19 protein-coding genes are annotated in these 20,574 nt (G+C 41.1%); 8 read left to right on the plus strand and 11 right to left on the minus strand.

The genetic code is table 11. The annotated features are described in order from the left end of the window. Positions 1 to 856 precede the first annotated feature (856 nt). The 9 genes from ACFI34_RS18250 to ACFI34_RS18290 form a co-directional block, all read right to left on the minus strand. On the minus strand, positions 857 to 1,741 hold the full coding sequence (locus ACFI34_RS18250; protein WP_462674516.1) for a LysR family transcriptional regulator: 885 nt from the start codon (positions 1,739 to 1,741) through the stop codon (positions 857 to 859). A 327-nt stretch (positions 1,742 to 2,068) separates the two neighbouring features. After that, a complete protein-coding gene (locus tag ACFI34_RS18255; RefSeq protein WP_462674517.1) occupies positions 2,069 to 2,725 on the minus strand; it encodes a CoA transferase subunit B in 657 nt (218 codons plus the stop codon). A gap of 14 nt (positions 2,726 to 2,739) precedes the next feature. Further along, a complete protein-coding gene (locus ACFI34_RS18260) occupies positions 2,740 to 3,438 on the minus strand; it encodes a CoA transferase subunit A (protein ID WP_058403974.1) in 699 nt (232 codons plus the stop codon). 63 nt (positions 3,439 to 3,501) lie between these two features. Then, complete coding sequence (locus tag ACFI34_RS18265; protein ID WP_462674518.1) at positions 3,502 to 4,398, minus strand: hydroxymethylglutaryl-CoA lyase; 897 nt, start codon at positions 4,396 to 4,398, stop codon at positions 3,502 to 3,504. After that, positions 4,398 to 6,380: an acetyl/propionyl/methylcrotonyl-CoA carboxylase subunit alpha gene (locus ACFI34_RS18270; RefSeq protein WP_462674519.1), complete on the minus strand. Its 1,983-nt coding sequence runs from the start codon at positions 6,378 to 6,380 to the stop codon at positions 4,398 to 4,400. Before ACFI34_RS18270 ends, ACFI34_RS18265 begins: the two co-directional genes overlap by 1 nt. A gap of 8 nt (positions 6,381 to 6,388) precedes the next feature. Further along, positions 6,389 to 7,159 (minus strand): enoyl-CoA hydratase/isomerase family protein, encoded by a 771-nt coding sequence (locus ACFI34_RS18275; protein WP_462674520.1) that lies wholly within the window; start codon positions 7,157 to 7,159, stop codon positions 6,389 to 6,391. A 13-nt stretch (positions 7,160 to 7,172) separates the two neighbouring features. After that, positions 7,173 to 8,780 carry a carboxyl transferase domain-containing protein gene (locus ACFI34_RS18280; RefSeq protein WP_462674521.1) on the minus strand — a complete coding sequence of 536 codons (1,608 nt, stop codon included), beginning with the start codon at positions 8,778 to 8,780 and terminating at the stop codon, positions 7,173 to 7,175. 10 nt (positions 8,781 to 8,790) lie between these two features. Then, entirely contained in the window at positions 8,791 to 9,966 is a 1,176-nt protein-coding gene (locus ACFI34_RS18285; RefSeq protein ID WP_462674522.1) for an isovaleryl-CoA dehydrogenase, read from the minus strand. A gap of 54 nt (positions 9,967 to 10,020) precedes the next feature. Beyond that, positions 10,021 to 10,455 carry a MerR family transcriptional regulator gene (locus ACFI34_RS18290; RefSeq protein WP_010557391.1) on the minus strand — a complete coding sequence of 145 codons (435 nt, stop codon included), beginning with the start codon at positions 10,453 to 10,455 and terminating at the stop codon, positions 10,021 to 10,023. Between the two features lie 330 nt (positions 10,456 to 10,785). Between ACFI34_RS18290 and ACFI34_RS18295 the strand changes: the two genes are divergently transcribed. The 7 genes from ACFI34_RS18295 to ACFI34_RS18325 all read left to right on the plus strand — a co-directional run bounded on the left by ACFI34_RS18295 (position 10,786) and on the right by ACFI34_RS18325 (position 18,477). Beyond that, complete coding sequence (locus tag ACFI34_RS18295; RefSeq protein ID WP_462674523.1) at positions 10,786 to 11,967, plus strand: thiolase family protein; 1,182 nt, start codon at positions 10,786 to 10,788, stop codon at positions 11,965 to 11,967. 91 nt (positions 11,968 to 12,058) lie between these two features. After that, positions 12,059 to 13,549, plus strand: coding sequence for a CoA-acylating methylmalonate-semialdehyde dehydrogenase (locus ACFI34_RS18300; RefSeq protein ID WP_462674524.1), 1,491 nt, complete (start codon positions 12,059 to 12,061; stop codon positions 13,547 to 13,549). A gap of 133 nt (positions 13,550 to 13,682) precedes the next feature. Continuing rightward, on the plus strand, positions 13,683 to 14,840 hold the full coding sequence (locus ACFI34_RS18305) for an acyl-CoA dehydrogenase family protein (protein WP_243533593.1): 1,158 nt from the start codon (positions 13,683 to 13,685) through the stop codon (positions 14,838 to 14,840). Positions 14,841 to 14,850: 10 nt separating this feature from the next. Next, positions 14,851 to 15,636: an enoyl-CoA hydratase gene (locus ACFI34_RS18310; protein ID WP_462674525.1), complete on the plus strand. Its 786-nt coding sequence runs from the start codon at positions 14,851 to 14,853 to the stop codon at positions 15,634 to 15,636. Then, positions 15,636 to 16,787 carry an enoyl-CoA hydratase/isomerase family protein gene (locus ACFI34_RS18315; RefSeq protein WP_462674526.1) on the plus strand — a complete coding sequence of 384 codons (1,152 nt, stop codon included), beginning with the start codon at positions 15,636 to 15,638 and terminating at the stop codon, positions 16,785 to 16,787. The genes ACFI34_RS18310 and ACFI34_RS18315 overlap by 1 nt, the downstream gene beginning before the upstream one ends. A gap of 10 nt (positions 16,788 to 16,797) precedes the next feature. Beyond that, a complete protein-coding gene (mmsB, locus tag ACFI34_RS18320; RefSeq protein WP_462674527.1) occupies positions 16,798 to 17,697 on the plus strand; it encodes a 3-hydroxyisobutyrate dehydrogenase in 900 nt (299 codons plus the stop codon). A gap of 9 nt (positions 17,698 to 17,706) precedes the next feature. Further along, positions 17,707 to 18,477, plus strand: a complete 771-nt coding sequence (locus ACFI34_RS18325) for an SDR family oxidoreductase (protein WP_462674528.1) — start codon at positions 17,707 to 17,709, stop codon at positions 18,475 to 18,477. A 75-nt stretch (positions 18,478 to 18,552) separates the two neighbouring features. Here ACFI34_RS18325 and ACFI34_RS18330 read toward each other — a convergent pair whose 3' ends face one another. After that, complete coding sequence (locus tag ACFI34_RS18330; RefSeq protein WP_462674529.1) at positions 18,553 to 19,521, minus strand: integron integrase; 969 nt, start codon at positions 19,519 to 19,521, stop codon at positions 18,553 to 18,555. A 288-nt stretch (positions 19,522 to 19,809) separates the two neighbouring features. On the opposite strand from ACFI34_RS18330, the gene ACFI34_RS18335 reads away from it, so the two are divergent. Further along, positions 19,810 to 20,004 carry a hypothetical protein gene (locus ACFI34_RS18335; RefSeq protein ID WP_462674530.1) on the plus strand — a complete coding sequence of 65 codons (195 nt, stop codon included), beginning with the start codon at positions 19,810 to 19,812 and terminating at the stop codon, positions 20,002 to 20,004. Here the strand turns inward: ACFI34_RS18335 and ACFI34_RS18340 are convergent. Continuing rightward, positions 19,987 to 20,148, minus strand: coding sequence for a hypothetical protein (locus ACFI34_RS18340; protein ID WP_462674531.1), 162 nt, complete (start codon positions 20,146 to 20,148; stop codon positions 19,987 to 19,989). The two genes, ACFI34_RS18335 and ACFI34_RS18340, sit on opposite strands and share 18 nt — an antisense overlap. Positions 20,149 to 20,574 lie beyond the last annotated feature (426 nt).

A 20,574-nucleotide genomic window follows, 5' to 3' on the forward strand; every position in this document is an offset into this window, starting at 1 on the left:
ACCACCCAACTTGAACTGTTTTTCACACTGACAACATCTTCACACACAATAAAGATTCGTTTACTGCTAAAAGCAGATTTTAATATTATGTGGCCGTTGGGAGGGAATAAAAACAGCCCAAACTAGGTCACCACCTAACTTGAACTGCTTTTCACACTGACAACATCTTCACACACAATAAAGATTCGTTTACTGCCAAAAGCAGATTTTTATATTATGTGGCCGTTGGAGAGAATAAAAACAGCCCAAACTAAGTCACCACCTAATTTGAACTGCTTTTCACACTGACAACATCTTCACACACAATAAAGATTCGTTTACTGCTAAAAGCAGATTTTTATATTATGTGGCCGTTGGAGAGAATAAAAACAGCCCAAACTAAGTCACCACCTAGTTTGAACTGCTTTTCACACTGACAACATCTTCACACACAATAAAGATTCGTTTACTGCTAAAAGCAGATTTTAATATTATGTGGCTGTTGGAGAGAATAAAAACAGCCCAAACTAAGTCACCACCTAACTTGAACTGTTTTTCACACTGACAACATCTTCACACACAATATAAAGATTCTTTTTTACATTTATTTGAGTCATAAAAACTAAATTGGTTTCAAACTTAGTTATTTAAATATCAACTCAATTAGTCATTAAATGTTTTCGTTAAATAGACTTTATGTTGTTTCTTAAATTCAAACAAACGATAAAAATAAAACTGATAAGTGAAAAAATTTAAACCATAAAAATTAAAGAACAAAAAAGCCAACTCATTGATAATAAGTTGGCTTTTACATTAATTTAATGTGAATTTTTTATGATTTATACAGTAAATAAATTAACTAAGTGTGAACTAAAAATTATTGTTCTTGTGTTTTTCTAAAAGTATCAACTACCCATTTAGCAAACAGATCTAGAGGGTGGTTGGCTACATTTGAGTCGTGTTGAACCAAATAATATTTATCTTTTGTTGTTAATGGCTGTTCAAATAACTTATACAACCATTGCTCGTCTAACCAGCTTTGGCTTATTGGTAAAGGTATTAGCGCAATTCCCATACCTTGCTGTGCAGCTCGTGCTACACCAAACATACTATCTATTTGAATAATCTGCGTAGGCGAGAAGTCATCTATGCCTACTTTTTCAGCCCACTGGTGCCAAGCCCAAGGACGGGCTTTATGGAGAATAAGAGGAACTTGGTTTAATGCTTGTAAATCGTTCTTTTTCCACTGTTCAAGTAATTTTTTATTGCATGCAGGGATGTATTCTAAATTAAACAATTCAGTCACTGCACCCTCCGTTGGCTTACTTGACGAAAGCACAATAGATAAATCACTATGGCGGGTAAGTTCTTTGCGTGTTTTGAGTGTATCCATTTGTAAATTTATATTTGGATGCTGAGTAGTCCACTCACTTAATTTTGGCATCAGCAATTCGCTGGCAAAAAATTCTGGCAGAGTAATTGTGATATTCGTGTTTTGTTGTAATTGACTAAACTCGTTAATGGTTCCCTCTAGCATGGTAATAATAGGGGAGATCGCATCAAAAAAGTTTTTTCCAGCCGTCGTTAGGCTTATAGAGCGAGTTTTACGATGAAATAGCTCTATACCAAGTTGTTCTTCTAATTGTTTTATTTGGTGGCTTACCGCCGACGGCGTTAAGTACAGCTCATTAGCTGCATGCTTAAAACTAAGGCTTCTTGCTGCAAAGCAAAAAGAACGAAGACCACGAATAGGAGTTTGCATGTGTTCCAGTATTTAATTGTTAGGATTGCCTGTATAGGCAAAAATCGAACCAGATGTTATTTGCCAATATTATCAATAACTTAATTTTATTGATAGAGTAACTTCACAAATTTGGTGCATCATAACGACAAAATAGTGCAATAACTCTAGCCAAATAACACAGCATTTATGCATCTACTATAGATAAAATTTTATTAAACGTGTATTAATTAACCAAAAAATAACATTGAAGACAAAAAAAATCCCTCTTTCGAGGGATTTTGGGTAACTCAGCGCCATTGGCACTGGGAATGAGGCCGGTACAGGGTGAAACTAAATAAGCTAAGCTTATAAAACCATTTCTGGTACTTCACCGTCAACAAGTAATTTACCTGCTGTTTTACTAATGATTTCATCTACAGATACACCGGGTGCACGCTCTATAAGATGGAATGCGCCGTCTTTAACTTCTAAAACGGCTAAATCTGTTACTATCTTTTTCACACAATTAACACCGGTTAGCGGTAAACTGCAGGACTCTAGTAACTTAGACTCACCATGTTTGCTAGCATGGGTCATTGTAACTATTATATTTTTTGCGCCAGCGACTAAATCCATTGCGCCACCCATGCCTTTAATAAGCTTCTTGGGGATCATCCAAGATGCAATGTTTCCATTTTGGTCTACTTCAAATGCACCTAGAACGGTTAAGTCTACATGACCACCCCGTATCATGGCAAAACTATCTGCACTATTAAATATGGCGGCACCTGTGGCTGCTGTCACGGTTTCTTTACCAGCATTAATCATATCAGCATCAAGTTCTGCTTTAGTCGGGTATTGACCCATTCCTAGTAGGCCATTTTCTGACTGTAGCATAACTTTAATATCATCAGGTACATAGTTTGCGACGAGTGTCGGAATTCCTATGCCCAAATTAACGTAGTAGCCATCTTGTAGCTCTTGCGCAACACGCATTGCAACTTGTTCACGTGATAATGCCATTATTATGCTCCTGCTTAATCTCGTGTTGTTACACGTTCAATGCGTTTTTCAAAGTTACCTTTAATCACGCGATTTACATAAATGCCAGGGGTGTGGATTTGGCTTGGTTCAAGTTCACCTGGCTCGACGATTTCTTCCACTTCTGCCACAGTAATTTTACCTGCTGTTGCAGCCATTGGGTTAAAGTTCATTGCGGTATGTCTAAATACTAGGTTTCCATACCGGTCAGCCTTCCACGCTTTCACAATGGCAAATTCACCAGTGATAGACTCTTCTAAAATGTAAGGGCGGCCATCAAATTCTTTTACGTCTTTGCCCTCAGCTATTGGAGTACCGTAACCGGTGGCGGTGTAAAACGCAGGTATACCCGCGCCACCAGCTCGCATTTTTTCAGCTAGTGTGCCTTGAGGTGTTAGCTCAACATCTATTTCACCACTTAGTAATTGCTGCTCAAAAAGGGCGTTTTCGCCTACATACGAGGCAATCACTTTTTTTATTTGTTTGTCTTGTAATAAAATACCTAAACCAAAATCATCAACACCACAGTTGTTAGATACAACGGTCAACTCTTTTGTGTTCATCTTTTTAATTTGCTTTATTAACCCTTCTGGTATTCCACATAAACCAAAACCACCGGCAATAATGGTATCACCGTCTTTTAATCCTTCCATTGCAGCTTCGTAGCTTGCAACTACCTTATCAAAACCGGCCATGAGTCTCTCCTCATTGTGTGCTATTTGTTGTTAACTATCTTGAATAATCATTTTATAAGATTGTTATTTAGTGTGTAGTGCCACAGATACTTTGCTCACAGGTTGCTTACCAAGTGCTTTAGTTATTTCCCAGCCAGCATCACTTAACCTTTGTAAATCAATTCCGTGTTCAATGCCAAGCCCTTGCAGTAAGTAAACTACATCTTCAGTGGCAACATTTCCTGACGCACCTTTAGCATATGGGCACCCACCAAGGCCCGCAACTGCGGCGTCAACCGTTGAAATGCCTAGGCTTAGTGCTGCGTAAATATTTGTAAGCGCTTGTCCGTAGGTATCATGAAAATGCACAGCAAGCTTGCTGCGATCTATATGCATTAATAGTAATTCTATAAGTTGAGTTACTTTTTTTGCCGTGCCAACACCAATGGTGTCTCCAAGGCTTACCTCGTAACAGCCCAAATCTAATAGCTTTTGTGTTACGTCAAGCACAGCCTTGGGGTCTATGTCTCCTTCATAAGGACACCCAGCTACACAGCTTACGTAACCACGAACACGAATATTGTGCTCTCTTGCAAAATTCATTACTTCACTGAAACGCGTGATACTTTCGTCAATTGAGCAGTTGATATTTTTATTACAAAACGACTCGCTAGCGGCGGTAAAAATTGCAAATTCCTTAATACCAGCACTATGGGCAGCGTGCGCACCTTTTAAATTAGGTGTTAGTGCACTCAAATTAACATTTGGTAAGTCAAGTGCGTTAATAACATCTGCTGAGTCAGCCATTTGCGGCACCCACTTAGGGGATACAAATGCACCGGCCTCTATATCTTTTAAACCAGCTTGTGCAAGGGCATTAATAAGCAAAATTTTATCTTGAGTGGTTACTATGCTCTCGTTTTGTAGGCCGTCACGCGCGCCTACTTCAACAATACGAACTGAGTTAGGAAAGGTGCTCATTAGGCACCTTCCTGTTGTGTTGTATCTTCAACAATGGCGAGTAGGGCACCGTGTGATACCAATTCACCTTCACCAAAACAATAGCTTTGTAAAATGCCATCGTGTGGTGCATTGAGGGTGTATTCCATTTTCATAGCCTCAATGATCACAACAGGATCGCCTTTACTAATCGTACTGCCTACATTAACCAAATGTTTAACCACAGTACCATTGAGTGGTGCTGCTAGTGGCAAGGCATCACTTTCATGTGAACTTATGTAATGTTTATTAATGAGTTCTAGCTTAATTTGTAGTGATTTATTCATAACCGTAATGGTGTCATTACAGTGTGATACGTGCGCAGTATGTTTATTGCCATCAATAAATACAGTACAAACGCCTTTAATGACTGTCCCTTGAAGATTAAATACCGTGTTGTTATGGGTAATGTTAAATCCATCAGATGTTTTTATTGCACTCAGCTGTAAATCTTTAAAGGGCACTTTAATGATGCGTGGAGAATTTAAGTTAAATCCGCTAAGTTGCTGCCAAGGGCTACCATTGCTTTGCTTATTATTCAAAGAGCATAAGTACGCAAATGCACCTATGAGTTCACTATATTGTAAAAGCGCACTATCAACAGCAACTAAAGTGTCGCCTTGCTCCGCAATAAAGTGTGTAGTTGGCGCGCCCTGATTAAAAGTAGGGTGATGAGCTAAGTTACTTAAAAAGCCAATGTTGGTACTAAAACCCGCTAAATGAAATTCACTAAGTGATTGGCGTAAACGCCCTAATGCTTGCTCGCGGTTATCATCATGGACTATAAGCTTTGCAATCATTGGGTCGTAATAGGGGCTGATTTCATCGCCTTGTGCAATGCCTGTATCAATACGTACAAACTCATTTTGGTTTGGAGTATGCATCGCCTCAATCGTACCTGAGCAAGGTATAAAATCATTAGCAGGATCTTCGGCATAAATTCGTGCTTCAAAACTATGACCCTGTAGCTGAATATCTTCTTGGGCTAAAGGAAGGGGAAGTCCGCCAGCAATATTTATTTGCCAGTTTACTAAATCAACGCCAGTAACCATTTCGGTCACTGGGTGTTCTACTTGTAGGCGTGTGTTCATTTCCATAAAGAAAAACTCATCGCCACATAATAAAAACTCAACAGTACCTGCACCACGGTAATTTATAGCCAGAGCACAACGTACTGCGGCTTCACCCATTTCTTTTCGTAATGTGTCATTTAAACCCGGAGCTGGCGCTTCTTCAATTACTTTTTGATGACGACGTTGTAAAGAACAATCTCTATCACCTAAATAAACACAGTTACCGTGGTTATCTGCAAATACCTGCACTTCAACGTGGCGAGGTTGGTTTACATAGCGCTCTAGTAGCACTAAGTCGTTACCAAATCCTGCAATGGCTTCACGCTGTGCGCCTTCAAGAGCAGTCATAAAATCTTTAGCTTGCTCAACAACGCGCATACCTTTACCACCGCCCCCAAAAGCCGCTTTAATCAGTACGGGATAGCCAATTTTTTCGGCCTCAGATTGTAAAAAGGCAGGGTCTTGATTATCACCATAATAGCCTGGCACTAACGGTACATTTGCTTCAGCCATTATTTCTTTAGCGCGGGTTTTAGATCCCATGGCTTCTATGCTGCTTGCAAGTGGGCCAATAAACGCAATGTTGTTAGCCTCACAGGCTTTAGCAAACTCGCTGTTTTCAGATAAAAAACCATACCCAGGGTGAATACAATCTGCACCACTATTTTTTGCTACTTGTAAAATTTTATCGGTTACAAGGTACGAGTCTTTACTGGGCGCAGGCCCAATATGGTATGCCTCATCAGCCATTTTTACGTGTTGTGCGTGCTTATCGGCGTCAGAATAAAGGGCTACAGTCGTTAACCCCATTTGCTTTGCACTGCGCATGATACGGCACGCAATTTCACCTCGGTTGGCAATGAGTATCTTTTTTAAAGTGTGTGTGTTCATAATTAATCCTACAGTTGCCAAGCGGGTGGGCGTTTATCAAAAAAGGCACTAAGCCCTTCTTGGCCTTCATCAGATACGCGAATCTTTGCAATACGTTCGGCCGTAAGCTCAATAAGTTGTTCACTAATAGGCTTGTTTGCCACATCATTAATTAAAGCTTTAGCAGCTTTAACTGCAACTGGGCCGTTATCAATCAGAGTTTGCAGCATGTTATCAAGCGCACAGTCTAAATTGCCGGTTACTTGATGAACTAACCCAAGTTGTTTGGCTGTGTGGGCATCAAACACCTCGGCTGTTAAAAAATATCTACGAGCAGCACGCTCACCTATGGCTTTAATTACATAAGGGCTAATAACTGCAGGAATAAGTCCAAGCTTCACTTCACTTAAGCAAAACTGAGCATCATCTTTACTTAGTGCAATATCGCAACAGGCTATTAAACCTAATGCGCCACCAAATGCAGCGCCTTGCACAGCACATACAGTAGGGTGTGGGCTTGTAGCTAATACGTGCATTAGTTTTGCAAGTTGCATTGAATCAGCAAGGTTATCAGCATAATCATTGTCAGCCATGGACTTCATCCATGCTAAGTCTGCTCCGGCTGAAAAGTGTTTGCCTTCTGTTTTTAATACGAGTGCTTTTATATCAAGCGTATTAGCATGTTCAATACATTGAATTAATTTGTGTATTACTTCGCTATTAAATGCGTTTCTTTTTTCAGGGCGGCTTAAAACAAGTACAGCCACATTAGATTTTGTTATTAGTAGTGTTACTGACATTTACTGCGCTCCGTTACATTCTAAATACGCCAAATTGAGAGTCTTGCGCTGGTGCATTTTTAGCAGCCGACAATGCAAGCCCTAATACGTTACGTGTGTCGGCAGGGTCAATAATGCCATCGTCCCACAAACGCGCGCTGGCATAATAAGGGTGGCCTTGCTCTTCGTACTGGTCGATAATTGGCTTTTTAAACTCGCTAATTTGCTCATCGGTCATACTTTGTCCTTTGCGTGCTAAGCCGTCTTGCTTAACTTGGGCCATAACACCAGCTGCTTGCTCGCCGCCCATGACTGAAATACGGGCATTAGGCCACATCCACATCATGGTGGGCTCAAATGCGCGGCCACACATACCGTAGTTACCAGCGCCATAAGAGCCGCCAATTAATACTGTGAATTTTGGAACGTCAGCACACGATACTGCCATAACCATTTTTGCGCCGTGTTTAGCAATGCCTTCGGCTTCGTATTTTTTACCTACCATAAAGCCGGTAATATTTTGTAAAAAAACCAGTGGGATATTGCGTTGTGCACACAGTTGAATAAAGTGTGCGCCTTTTTGAGCAGACTCGCTGAATAAAATGCCGTTATTAGCCACTATGCCAACAGGGTTACCGTAAATGCTTGCAAAGCCCGTTACGAGTGTTTCGCCAAAGTAGCGTTTAAATTCATCAAACGATGAATCATCTACCGTTCGGGCAATGACTTCGCGTACATCAAATGGTTTTTTAAGATCGGTACCCACAATGCCGTACAGTTCATTTATATCGTACCGAGGCGCTTTTATATCTTTTAATAACGGCGCAGTAGGGCATGTATAGTTAATACGCTCAATACATTGGCGTGCAATAGACAGCGCATGCTCGTCATTTTCGGCAAAGTGATCAGCCACCCCTGATATTTTACAATGAACGTCTGCACCACCAAGTTCTTCGGCCGTTACTTCTTCACCCGTTGCAGCTTTTACAAGCGGCGGGCCTGCTAAAAATATGGTGCCTTGTTCTTTTACAATAATACTTTCATCTGCCATAGCTGGTACATAAGCACCACCAGCAGTACATAACCCCATGACCACCGCAATTTGAGGAATACCTTTACCTGACATTCGAGCTTGATTGTAAAAAATACGCCCAAAATGTAATTTATCGGGAAATACATCATCTTGCTCAGGTAGGTTAGCACCGCCAGAATCAACCAAATAAATACATGGTAAATGGCATCGTTCTGCAATATCTTGTGCTCGTAAATGCTTTTTAACTGTAAGCGGAAAGTAGGTGCCGCCTTTAACCGTGGCATCGTTTGCAATGATCATGCATTCAATGCCTTTTACACGGCCAATACCAGCTACGACACCTGCGCACGGGATTGCTTGCTCATAGACGCCAAATGCAGCGAATTGAGAAATTTCTAAAAATGGTGAACCTTCGTCAATTAGTGTACTAATACGGTCGCGTACAAATAATTTTCCACGACCTTCATGGCGCTCTTTTAAAGCAGTACCACCACCTAAGCTTATTGTGGCAACTTTATCGCGTAAATCATCCACTAACGCTGACATGTTTTTATGATTTTGCACAAAAGTAGGATCGTGTGGATTAACGCTCGATTTTAAAATCGTCATAATCTAATCCTTAACGGCTTTCAGTGAATAGTTCGCGGCCAATTAGCATGCGGCGAATTTCAGACGTGCCGGCGCCAATTTCGTATAGTTTAGCGTCACGAAGTAATCGGCCGGTTGCGTATTCGTTTATGTAGCCGTTACCCCCAAGAATTTGAATCGCATCAAGCGCCATTTTGGTTGCCAGTTCGGCGGCGTATAAAATGGCACCCGCGGCATCTTTACGTGTGGTTTCACCGCGGTCACAAGCTTTAGCTACCGTGTAAACGTATGAACGGGCAGCGTTCATTTGTGTGTACATGTCGGCAACTTTGCCTTGAATAAGCTGAAATTGCCCAATTGGGGTATCAAACTGCTTACGCTCATGAATGTAAGGCACTACTATATCCATACACGCTTGCATAATACCAAGCGGGCCCGCGGCAAGTACAACACGCTCGTAATCTAGACCGCTCATAAGTACTTTTACGCCTTCGTTGAGGTTACCTAAAATATTTTCTTCTGGTACTTCGCAGTTTTCAAATACTAACTCACAGGTGTTTGACCCACGCATCCCCAATTTGTCGAGCTTTTGTGCGGTTGAAAAACCAGGGAACGTCTTTTCCACAATAAATGCTGTTATGCCTTTAGCGCCGGCGTTTAAATCAGTTTTAGCGTAAATAACCAGAGTGTCTGCATCCGGGCCATTGGTGATCCACATTTTGTTACCGTTTAAAATGTACTTATCGCCTTTTTTCTCAGCTTTAAGTTTCATCGATACCACGTCCGAACCCGCATTTGGCTCACTCATTGCTAGTGCACCAATATGTTCACCGCTGATAAGTTTTGGTAGGTATTTTTCTTTTTGTGCTTGTGAACCATTACGGTTGATTTGATTAACACACAGGTTTGAATGCGCACCGTAGCTCAAGCCAATAGACGCACTTGCGCGGCTAATTTCTTCCATTGCAATTACGTGCTCTAAGTAGCCTAAGCCCGCACCACCAAACTCTTCAGGAACGGTCATGCCTAACACGCCCATTTCGCCCATTTGCGACCACAGTTGATTTGGAAATGTATTGTCAATGTCGGTTTGTTCAGCTAGTGGCGCAATTTCTTGGCTTGAAAAACTATTTACATGGTCGCGGATCATATCGGCGGTTTCGCCAAGACCAAAGTTCATCTCTTTATAAAGTGAAATAGTGCTCATGATTCATTCCTGTGTGAGTGTGTGTTATCAGTGTGTTTTTATTTTAAAAATAAACTACTCGTCTATTTTATTAAGTGTGTCTCTACAGCGTCTTTCCGCGGTAACGAGTTCCATTAAAACAACTTTAATGTCGTCCATTTGTTGCGAAAGGTCGGCTTTTTTCTCTGAAATCAGATCAAGCATTGTGACTAGCTGTTTAGCGCTTGATTTATCAGCGTCATACAATTCAAACAAACGGCCTGTTTCGGCAAGCGTAAAGCCTAAACGTTTACCACGTAATATAAGCTTTAGTCGTACTTTGTCGCGCTTAGAATAAATACGGGTTTGGCCATTACGATCGGGTGATAAAAGCCCTTGGTCTTCGTAAAAGCGTATAGAGCGCGTTGTAATGTCAAACTCTTTAGCTAAATCGCTAATGCTGAAAGTTTGTTCATTACTGGTAGGTATAGTGGCAGAACTTGCAAAGTTTGTTTGATTATCTGGTTTCATAGTTGTATTTACCTCATTCGAATAACCCCAATATAAGTGAAGTTTACGTAAAGGTAAAGCGCTGGCTGATATGAAATAAACACAAACGGAGTGGTTAGCAGTAAATGTAATTTAAATAATTAAATTACAAATACTTAATGCAAGTGGGTATTGCGTTAACTAAAAGTGGCAAAGAAACCTTACAGTTTAAAAAGTATAATTTTAACTGTTTTTAGTTGACGTTAGCGTAAACGTTAGTATTGTGTATGCTTATTAAATAATAATTTAAAACACAATTAATAGAGTAAATATTCTAACAACTATTTACCCTTAAATACAATGGAGTTAGCTATGTCTTTAGAATCAGTGGTAATTGTAGCAGCAAAACGTACGTCTATGGGTGGCTTTATGGGCGCGCTAAGCGATGCTCAGTCTACTGAATTAGGTGCAACGGCTATTAAAAGTGCATTAGCGCAAACTGGTTTAAAAACCGATGCAATTGACGAAGTAATTATGGGCTGTGTACTCCCTGCTGGTTTAGGTCAAGCGCCAGCTCGTCAAGCCATGTTAAAAGCAGGGCTAGCTTTAAGCACGGGTGCTACCACCATTAATAAAGTATGTGGTTCAGGTTTAAAAGCCGCCATGCTTGCTAACGATTTAATTAAAGCCGGCTCTATACAAACAGCTATTGCTGGTGGTATGGAAAGCATGACCAACGCCCCTTACTTTATTCCAAAAGCGCGTGGCGGAATGCGAATGGGCCATGGCGAAATCAAAGATCACATGATGAGCGATGGCCTTGAAGATGCATACGACAACAAAGCCATGGGCTGTTTTGCACAAGATACCGCCGACGAATATGGCATTGGCCGTGAGCAAATGGATAATTTTGCACTCAACTCATTAAGTAAAGCTAATGCCGCAATTGCAAACGGCAGCTTTGAAAACGAAATAGCACCGCACACAATTCAAACACGAAAAGGCGATGTCACTGTATCGGTTGATGAGCAACCAGGTAATGCGCGGCCTGAAAAAATCCCAAGTTTACGTGCAGCCTTTAAAAAAGACGGCACTATAACAGCTGCTAACTCATCATCTATTTCGGATGGTGGCGCAGCCCTCGTTTTAATGACTGAGTCAAAAGCAAAAGCACACGGTTTAACACCCCTTTGTAAAATTGTAGCGCACAGCACACATTCTCAAAAACCGAGCGAATTTACGGTAGCGCCAGTAGGCGCGATGAACAATGTGCTCGAAAAAGCAGGTTGGACAGCGGATGACGTTGACCTTTGGGAAATTAATGAAGCGTTTGCCATGGTAACAATGCTTGCAATAAACGAGCTTAAGCTTGACGAAAGCAAAGTGAATGTTAACGGTGGAGCGTGTGCACTTGGCCACCCAATTGGTGCCAGTGGCGCTCGTATTTTGGTTACGCTTATTCACGCTCTTAAAAACCGAGGCCTTAAAAAAGGCGTTGCTTCTTTATGTATTGGTGGCGGTGAAGCCGTTGCAATGGCAGTAGAAGCTTACTAAGTACCAATCACATTAAAAATACGCAGCAACATAACAATAATAAAGCTGCGTTATTTTTAAAACTAACACACTAATACAATAGGATTTAACCATGCACCAAGTTCCACTATTAATAGATGGCGAATTTATTCAATCGGCTTCAAAAGAGTTAATCGATGTTATAAACCCAGCAAACCAAGAGGTTTTAGCACAGGTTCCTTGTAGCACCGATGCAGAAATGGATGCAGCCATTGCTTCAGCCTCTGAAACATTTAAAACATGGAAAGATGTGCCAATTACTGAGCGTGCCCGCATTATGATGAAATACGCCGCGCTTTTAAAAGAACACCATGACGAGCTAGCCACTATTATCTGTCACGAATTAGGCAAAACCTTTGAAGATGCAAAAGGCGATGTATGGCGTGGCATAGAAGTTGTAGAACAAGCTGCAAATGCGCCTTCGCTGATGATGGGCGAAACAATGGAAAACGTAGCGCGTAAAATCGATACATATTCATACATGCAACCATTAGGTGTATGTGCGGGTGTTACGCCGTTTAACTTTCCGGCGATGATCCCACTTTGGATGTTTCCGCTGGCAATAGTATGTGGTAACACATTTATATTAAAACCATCAGAGCAAGACCCATTAACACCAATGCGTTTAGCTGAGCTATTTATTGAAGCGGGTGCACCTAAAGGCGTTCTGCAAATTGTACATGGTACAAAACCGCAGGTAGACCGGTTATTAGAAGATAAAGCCGTTCGTGCTATTTCGTTTGTAGGTTCGTGTGGTGTAGGTGCGTACATATACTCTAAAGGCACACAAAACCTTAAACGTGTACAAGCGTGTGTGGGCGCAAAAAACCATATGGTTATTATGCCTGATGCGAGTAAGTCTCATGTTGTCAATAACTTGGTTGGTGCATCTGTTGGTGCTGCAGGGCAACGTTGTATGGGAATTTCGGTTGCTGTATTTGTTGGTCAAGCGAGTGAATGGGTAGATGAAATAAAAGCTGGCTTTGAAAAAGTACGCCCAGGTTTATGGGATGACAAAGACGCAGCCTACGGCCCACAAACGTCAAAAGCAGCAAAAGAGCGAATTTTATCGCTTATTGAAAGCGGTAAAAAACAAGGCGCGACCTGTTTAATTGATGGCTCTGACTTTACCGTAGAAGGTTACGAGCAAGGTAACTGGGTTGGCCCAACTTTATTTACAGACGTTACAAAAGAAATGGACCTCTACAAAGAAGAGATTTTTGGGCCTGTTTTAGCGTGTATGTTTGTAGACACATTAGAAGAAGCCATCGCCCTAATTAACGAAAGCCCATACGGCAATGGTACTTCACTATTTACTTCAAGCGGTGCAGTTGCACGTAAATTTCAGCACGAAATTGAAGTTGGCCAAGTTGGTATTAATGTGCCAATTCCGGTGCCACTGCCGTTTTTCTCATTTACGGGCTGGAAAGGCTCTTTTTATGGCGATACTCATACATATGGTAAGCAAGGTATTCGTTTTTACACAGAAACAAAAACCATTACCTCACGTTGGTTTGAAGACGATATAGCGTCAGGCCCAAATATGAGCATTAACTTAAAATAATTAATAAACACACACAAAAATAATAACAAAGACGGGCGCGAAGGTTTTTCACACACATAAATATGCCTTCGCCGCTCTTCACTCACAATCCCAATACGGGAAAACCGACAACACACAACTAAAGAGGTCTACCATGGACTTTAACTTATCAGAAGACCAACAAGCCTTTGCACAAACTGCTCGCCAATTTGCCGAGTCAGAGCTTGCACCTCATGCGGCTAAATGGGATCGCGAACATATTTTTCCTAAAGATACGATAAAAGCAGCCGGTGAGTTAGGCTTTTGTGGGTTATACACACCAGAAGAAGCAGGTGGCCTTGGTTTATCACGTTTAGACTCAAGCATTATTTTTGAGCAGCTTGCGCTAGGCTGTACGGCAACCACTGCAATGCTCACTATTCACAATATGGCTACCTGGATGGTTGCAAGTTTTGGAACAGACGCAATAAAAGATCAATATGTAGACCAATTAGTTATGGGTGAGTTATTAGCATCATACTGCTTAACCGAGCCTGGTTCTGGTTCAGATGCAGCTTCACTTAAAACAAAAGCAGTACGCGATGGCGACGAATACGTTATTAACGGTTCTAAAATGTTTATATCGGGCGCAGGCGAAACCGAAGTGCTAGTGGTCATGGCGCGTACTGGTGGCGAAGGCGCTGCGGGTATTTCTGCGTTTGTTGTACCAGCCGATGCAAAAGGGGTTGAATATGGCAAAGCAGAAGAAAAAATGGGTTGGAATGCACAGCCTACACGCTTAATTAGCTTTGAAGATGTTCGTATTCCAGCACATAACTTACTAGGGGCTGAAGGCGAAGGTTTTAAGTTTGCAATGCAAGGCCTTGATGGCGGGCGAATTAATATTGCTACCTGCTCAATTGGTACAGCACAGGCCGCTTTAAATACAGCACGCGAATATTTAAAAGAACGCTCACAATTTGGTAAACCGCTGGCTGCTTTTCAAGCGTTACAATTTAAAATTGCTGATATGAACACAGAGCTTGTAGCTGCTCGCCAAATGGTAAGGCTTGCGGCATTTAAACTTGATACGGGTGACAGCGAAAAAACCACTTATTGTGCTATGGCCAAACGCTTTGCAACCGATGTTGGTTTTACAGTGTGTAATGAAGCACTTCAAATACATGGTGGTTATGGTTACATAAAAGAATACCCATTAGAACGCCACGTACGTGACGTGCGCGTTCATCAAATACTTGAAGGCACAAACGAAATAATGCGTGTGATTATTGCGCGTCGAATTTTAGCTGAATCAGCAAGCGAAATATTATAAGGAGCACGGTATGTCTGAATCAAAACCAAGCATTGAGTTAACAACCGAAGGCCATATTGCTATTTTAACTATGTCTAACCCGCCAGCGAATACCTGGACAAAAGACACGTTAATTGATTTAAAAAATAAAGTTAATGCGCTTAATAATGATAAAAATATTTATGCGTTAGTACTAACCGGTGAAGGCGAAAAATTTTTTAGCGCAGGCGCCGACCTCAATGTATTTGCAAGTGGGGATAAAGGCATCGCTGCAGACATGTCACGTGTATTCGGCGAAGCATTTGAAGCATTGATTAACTTTAGGGGTGTGTCGGTTGCAGCAATAAACGGGTACGCCATGGGCGGCGGTTTAGAGGTCGCTTTAGCGTGTGATATACGCATTGCTGAACAACAAGCACAAATGGCACTTCCTGAGGCAAAAGTCGGCTTATTACCGTGTGCAGGTGGCACGCAAAATTTAGCATGGTTAGTGGGCGAAGGCTGGGCTAAACGCATGATTTTGTGCGGCGAGCGCTTAAAAGCTGATAAAGCACTGCACATTGGATTAGTCGAAGAGGTTGTTGGCCAAGGTGAGAGTTTTGCTGCCGCGCTTAATCTTGCAAACCAAGTAAGCGAGCAAAGCCCTAGCTCGGTTGCGGCATGTAAAACATTGATTCAAAAAGGGCGCCACCAACCCATGGCGAGCGTTTTACCATTAGAGCGCGAACTGTTCGTTGGTTTATTTGATACTGACGATCAAAAAGAAGGCGTTAATGCCTTTTTAGAAAAACGAAAAGCAAAATGGGTCAATGGCTAATGAGTAATTTAACCTTATTAAATAAAGCGGATGATTCGGTACTTTTTGAGACGGCAACCGGGGCCAATGGCCGTTTAATTGGGCTTATTACACTTAACGCACCTAAGTCGTTAAATGCCCTAAATTTTAACATGATCAAATTGCTTACTCCTCGATTAAAGGCATGGGCAAACGACGATGCCATCGCAATGGTTATTTTAAAAGGCGCAGGGGACAAAGCGTTTTGCGCAGGTGGCGATGTAGTTAGCTTGTATCATGCAATGGCACAAGGTGAGCCCACAAGTTTAGTTGAAGATTTTTTTACACAAGAATATAAGCTTGACTACCTAATACACACCTACGCTAAACCTATTCTTGTTTGGGGTAACGGAATTGTAATGGGCGGCGGATTAGGGCTAATGGCTGGCGCAAGCCACCGTGTTGTTACCGAAACTTCACGTATAGCCATGCCAGAACAAACAATAGGGTTATACCCCGATGTTGGCGGCAGCCATTTTTTGCACAACATGCCTAAAAGTGTTGGCTTGTTTTTAGGATTAACGTCAGCGTCTATTAATTGCGATGATGCATGTTTTGTATCGCTTGCCGATCACTTTATCGACAGCAGTTTATATAACACTATGCTAAATACTATTTTAGCTACCAGCTGGGCTAATAATCCAAGCGACAACCACACGGTATTAACTAATTTATTGAATGAGTTAAACGCGCAGTCTGCAGATATGCCAAAAGGCAACATTAAGGCTAATTTAGACACCATTCAACAATTAGGTGATTTAAGTACTTTACAACAACAAGTAGATTACTTATTAAATTTGAACACCGACGATAAGTGGTTGCAACGTGCGCAAAAATCGTTAAAACATGGTTGCCCACTAAGCTGTGCGTTAGTCAGTGAGCAGCTAAAAGTAAGTAAAGATAAAAGCCTTTTAGACTGTTTTAAAATGGAACTAGGTATGTCGGTTAGAGCCGGTGAAGTTGGCGAATTTCAAGAAGGCGTAAGAGCGCTATTAATAGATAAAGACGGCGCGCCTGATTGGCAATACAAAACACTTAGTGATGTACCACAAAAAATAATAGAGAGCTTTTTTGCTAACAGATTCGGCGAAAACCACCCACTTGATGACCTAAACACGGCAACACAAAAATAAAGGAAAGACGATGAGTAAACTTAACATTGGTTTTATCGGTTTAGGAAATATGGGCGGCCCAATGGCGGCTAACTTAATTAAAGCCGGCCACAGTGTTACGGCATTCGATTTAAACCAGTCGGTCTTAAATGAACTTGCAAGCAAAGGTGCACACGTAGCTGAAAATGCAAAAGCATGCGCAACCAATGCCGATATACTTATTAGTATGTTGCCAGCAGGCAAGAATGTTAAATCGCTTTATTTAGGCAATAACGACGATAGCGGTTTGATTAATGTGCTTAGTAAAAACACCTTAGTGATTGATTGCTCCACAATAGATGCAGAGTCGGCCCGTGTGGTTGGCAGCGCACTTGGCGAGCAGGGCATTAGCTTTGTAGATGCACCAGTATCAGGCGGTGTTGCAGGTGCAGCGGCTGGCACGTTGACCTTTATTGTAGGTGGTGAACAAACAGCATTTGAAAAAGCACACACCGTATTGGTAGATATGGGTAAAAACATATTCCATGCAGGCGATATTGGTGCAGGCCAAGTTGCTAAAATATGCAACAACATGCTGCTTAGCATATTAATGGCAGGCACAAGTGAAGCAATTCAAATGGGTATTAACAATGGGTTAGATCCAAAAGTACTTAGCGACATTATGACCGCAAGTTCTGGTCGTAACTGGACGCTTGAGCTTTATAATCCGTGTCCTGATGTAATGGAAACAGCACCGGCTAGTAATAATTATAAGCCAGGCTTTATGGTCGATTTAATGGCAAAAGACTTAGGCCTTGCCATGGAAGCCGCACAACAAAGTAATTCATCAACCCCTATGGGTTCTATGGCAAAAAACTTGTACACCATGCTCCAGCACCAAGGTGCAGGCAGTGATGATTTTAGTGCCATATTTAAATTGTTTTCAAAGTAGGAAAGTATTGTGGAAATCAAAAATAATACCGTAGTTATTACCGGTGGCGCACAAGGTTTAGGTTTTGCAATGGCGCAAAAGTTTGCCTTAATGGGCGCTAACATTGCGTTAATTGATATGGCGCAAGATCTATTAAATACAGCGTGCGAGCAGCTAACACAGCTTGAAGGTGTATCTGGCACTATAAAAGGCTACGCTGCAAACGTAACCGCAGACAGCGAAGTAGAAAACGTATTTAATACCATCAACAACGACTTTGGCTACATTGGTGTACTTATCAACAACGCCGGCATTTTACGCGATGGCATGTTTATAAAAGCCAAAGACGGCAAAGTGGTTAAAAAAATGTCGCTTGATCAATTTCAATCAGTGATTGATGTAAACCTCACTGGCGTATTTTTGGCAGGGCGCGAAGCTGCAAGCCACATGATTGAATCAGGTAAAGGCGGGGTAATTGTAAACATGTCGAGCGTAGCGCGCGCGGGTAATATTGGGCAAACAAACTACGCGGCATCAAAAGCAGGCGTAGTGGCACTTACCACCACATGGGCTAAAGAGCTTGGCCGTTTTGGTATACGCGTAGGCGCTATTGCACCAGGTGTTATTAGCACCGCCATGACCGACGCCATGAAACCTGAAGCAAAACAGCGCATGCTTGCAGTAACACCCGTAGGACGATTAGGCGAAAGCGACGAAATAGCCCATACTGCACAGTACATAATCGAAAACGACTTTTTCACCGGCCGGGTGGTTGAAATAGACGGCGGTATTCGTTTGTAAATTAAGTTTTTTACGCTTGAATTTAAAAAGCATGGCGCTTGTGGGCTGTGCTTTTTTGTTTTGAATAGGGAAGATTTATAATCTTGAAAAAGGGCTAACAACCCCGTTAGCACCTTGTTGTAAAACATGCGTATAAATCTGTGTAGTACGTATGTCACTGTGGCCTAACTGTGTTTGTACTGTGCGGATATCAGCGCCGCTTTGCAGCAAATGCGTAGCGAAAGAGTGACGTAAAGTATGTGGGGTAACGTGTTTATTAATTTCAGCTTTTGTTGAAGACAGTTTAACTGCCTTTCTTACCCCTGAACGATCTAAGTGGTGACGTCTTATTTCTCCTGTTTCAGGGTCTGTACTTAATTTATGTGATGGGAACAGAAACTGCCATTGTAATGACTTATTAGCATTTGGGTATTTTTTACTAAGTCGATGAGGCATCCATACACCGGCGTACGCATCATTTTTTAAATCTAACTGTAAATATTCATCAACTTGAATTATTTGATTTCTTAGCATTGGTATTAATTCTTCAGCAAGTGTCACAATACGATTTTTATTACCCTTACCGTTCCATATACGTATATTTTTATACTCGAAATCAATATCTTGAACTCTTATTTTTACTGCTTCCATCAGCCGTAAACCACTTCCATATAGCAGGCTTGCTATCAAATAATGTCGCTTATTTATATTTCTAAAAAGTAGCGATACCTCAGTTTGTGTAAGTACGACAGGAAGCTTCTGTTGGCGGTTACTTTTAACGAAATTTAAATCTAATGAAAGCTCATTCTTAATAATATGTTTATATAAAAAAGCAAGTGCATTTAAAGCGGTTGCTTGTGTTCTCGCTGCCACTTTTTTAGTAACTGTTAAGTGATTTAAAAATACTTCTACTTCATTATTGCCCATGCTGGTAGGGTGTCGCTTATTATGAAAATGGATATAGGCAGTAATCCAAAATACATAAGTTTCAATAGATTTTTTAGCATAGTGATGGCTATACATATAGTTGATAATACTATTAAGGAAAGGAGACTTAGTTTTCATTTTAAACCTTATTTAACTGTATTTATATACAGTATTGGTGTTTTTCCTCCTAAGTCAAGAAATGAGGACGTTTTCCTCTTTTCTGCATTTTAATAAAAGAACAGCCTGACTTAAAGTTTAAAGCTGGCAATGTGTTACAGGATTTGTTATTAATATTAAAAATAATTAAGGGGACATACATTGCTCATAAAAAGAGGAAAGTGTCCTCTGATAAAGTTGTTAGGAGACTAGAGTTTTACCTCTAGCTCCTTTATACTGTTCACCACTTAAGAAATAAGGAATTTCAAAATGGATGTACCTTCTGTACAAGAACTTAAACTAAGGCTTTCTGAATTAGAAAACCATAGAGATGCTACTCTACTTTACTCTCCTAAAGATGAAGATGAAAAGGTAACCCAGATGAAGAATTTGAAAATCCTTAGTGATGAAATTAACACTCTAAAGAAAGTGATAGCTTCTGGCGGTTTACACAGAGTTAATTAACCTCTCATACAAAACTACCTGCTTACGTAAGAGGTCTATAAACCCAATACCTAATGGGTGTTCTTCATAGTAAGTAATACCATCACGACACTCTATTTCGTGCACCAGACTGTCTCTATGGGTAATTATCTGTGCTATGTCCATAAATATTCTCCTAACAAGTTAATTAAGCGGACTTTGCTTCGCCTGCCGCTTATTAAGGCGTTATGTGCTTTAATGGAATATTCCAGTAACTTTCACTTTATTAACTATCAGGAATGAACTTGGATGGATTCTTATGTCCTCGCCGATATTATAATCAAATGTATCGTTATTTTGGTTGGTGTATACCTTATCTTCCGAGGCAGGAGTGCTAAAAATAGCTTAGGTTCTCAAAGAGAGCTGCTGCCTCCAAATACTATGATCATCATAGGAGTTTTAATCTGCTTTACCAACGCTTACTTAATATTTGAGGCTATTTTGTGAATGCACCTAACAAACAAATTATGGCACTCGCTGTCGCTCGCTGGGACGCAAACACGTGCGCGGCTTCGCCATTTTTGCACACGTATTTGCGCCCCATATTTGGAA

It is taken from the genome of Pseudoalteromonas sp. PSi26 (assembly GCF_054960575.1).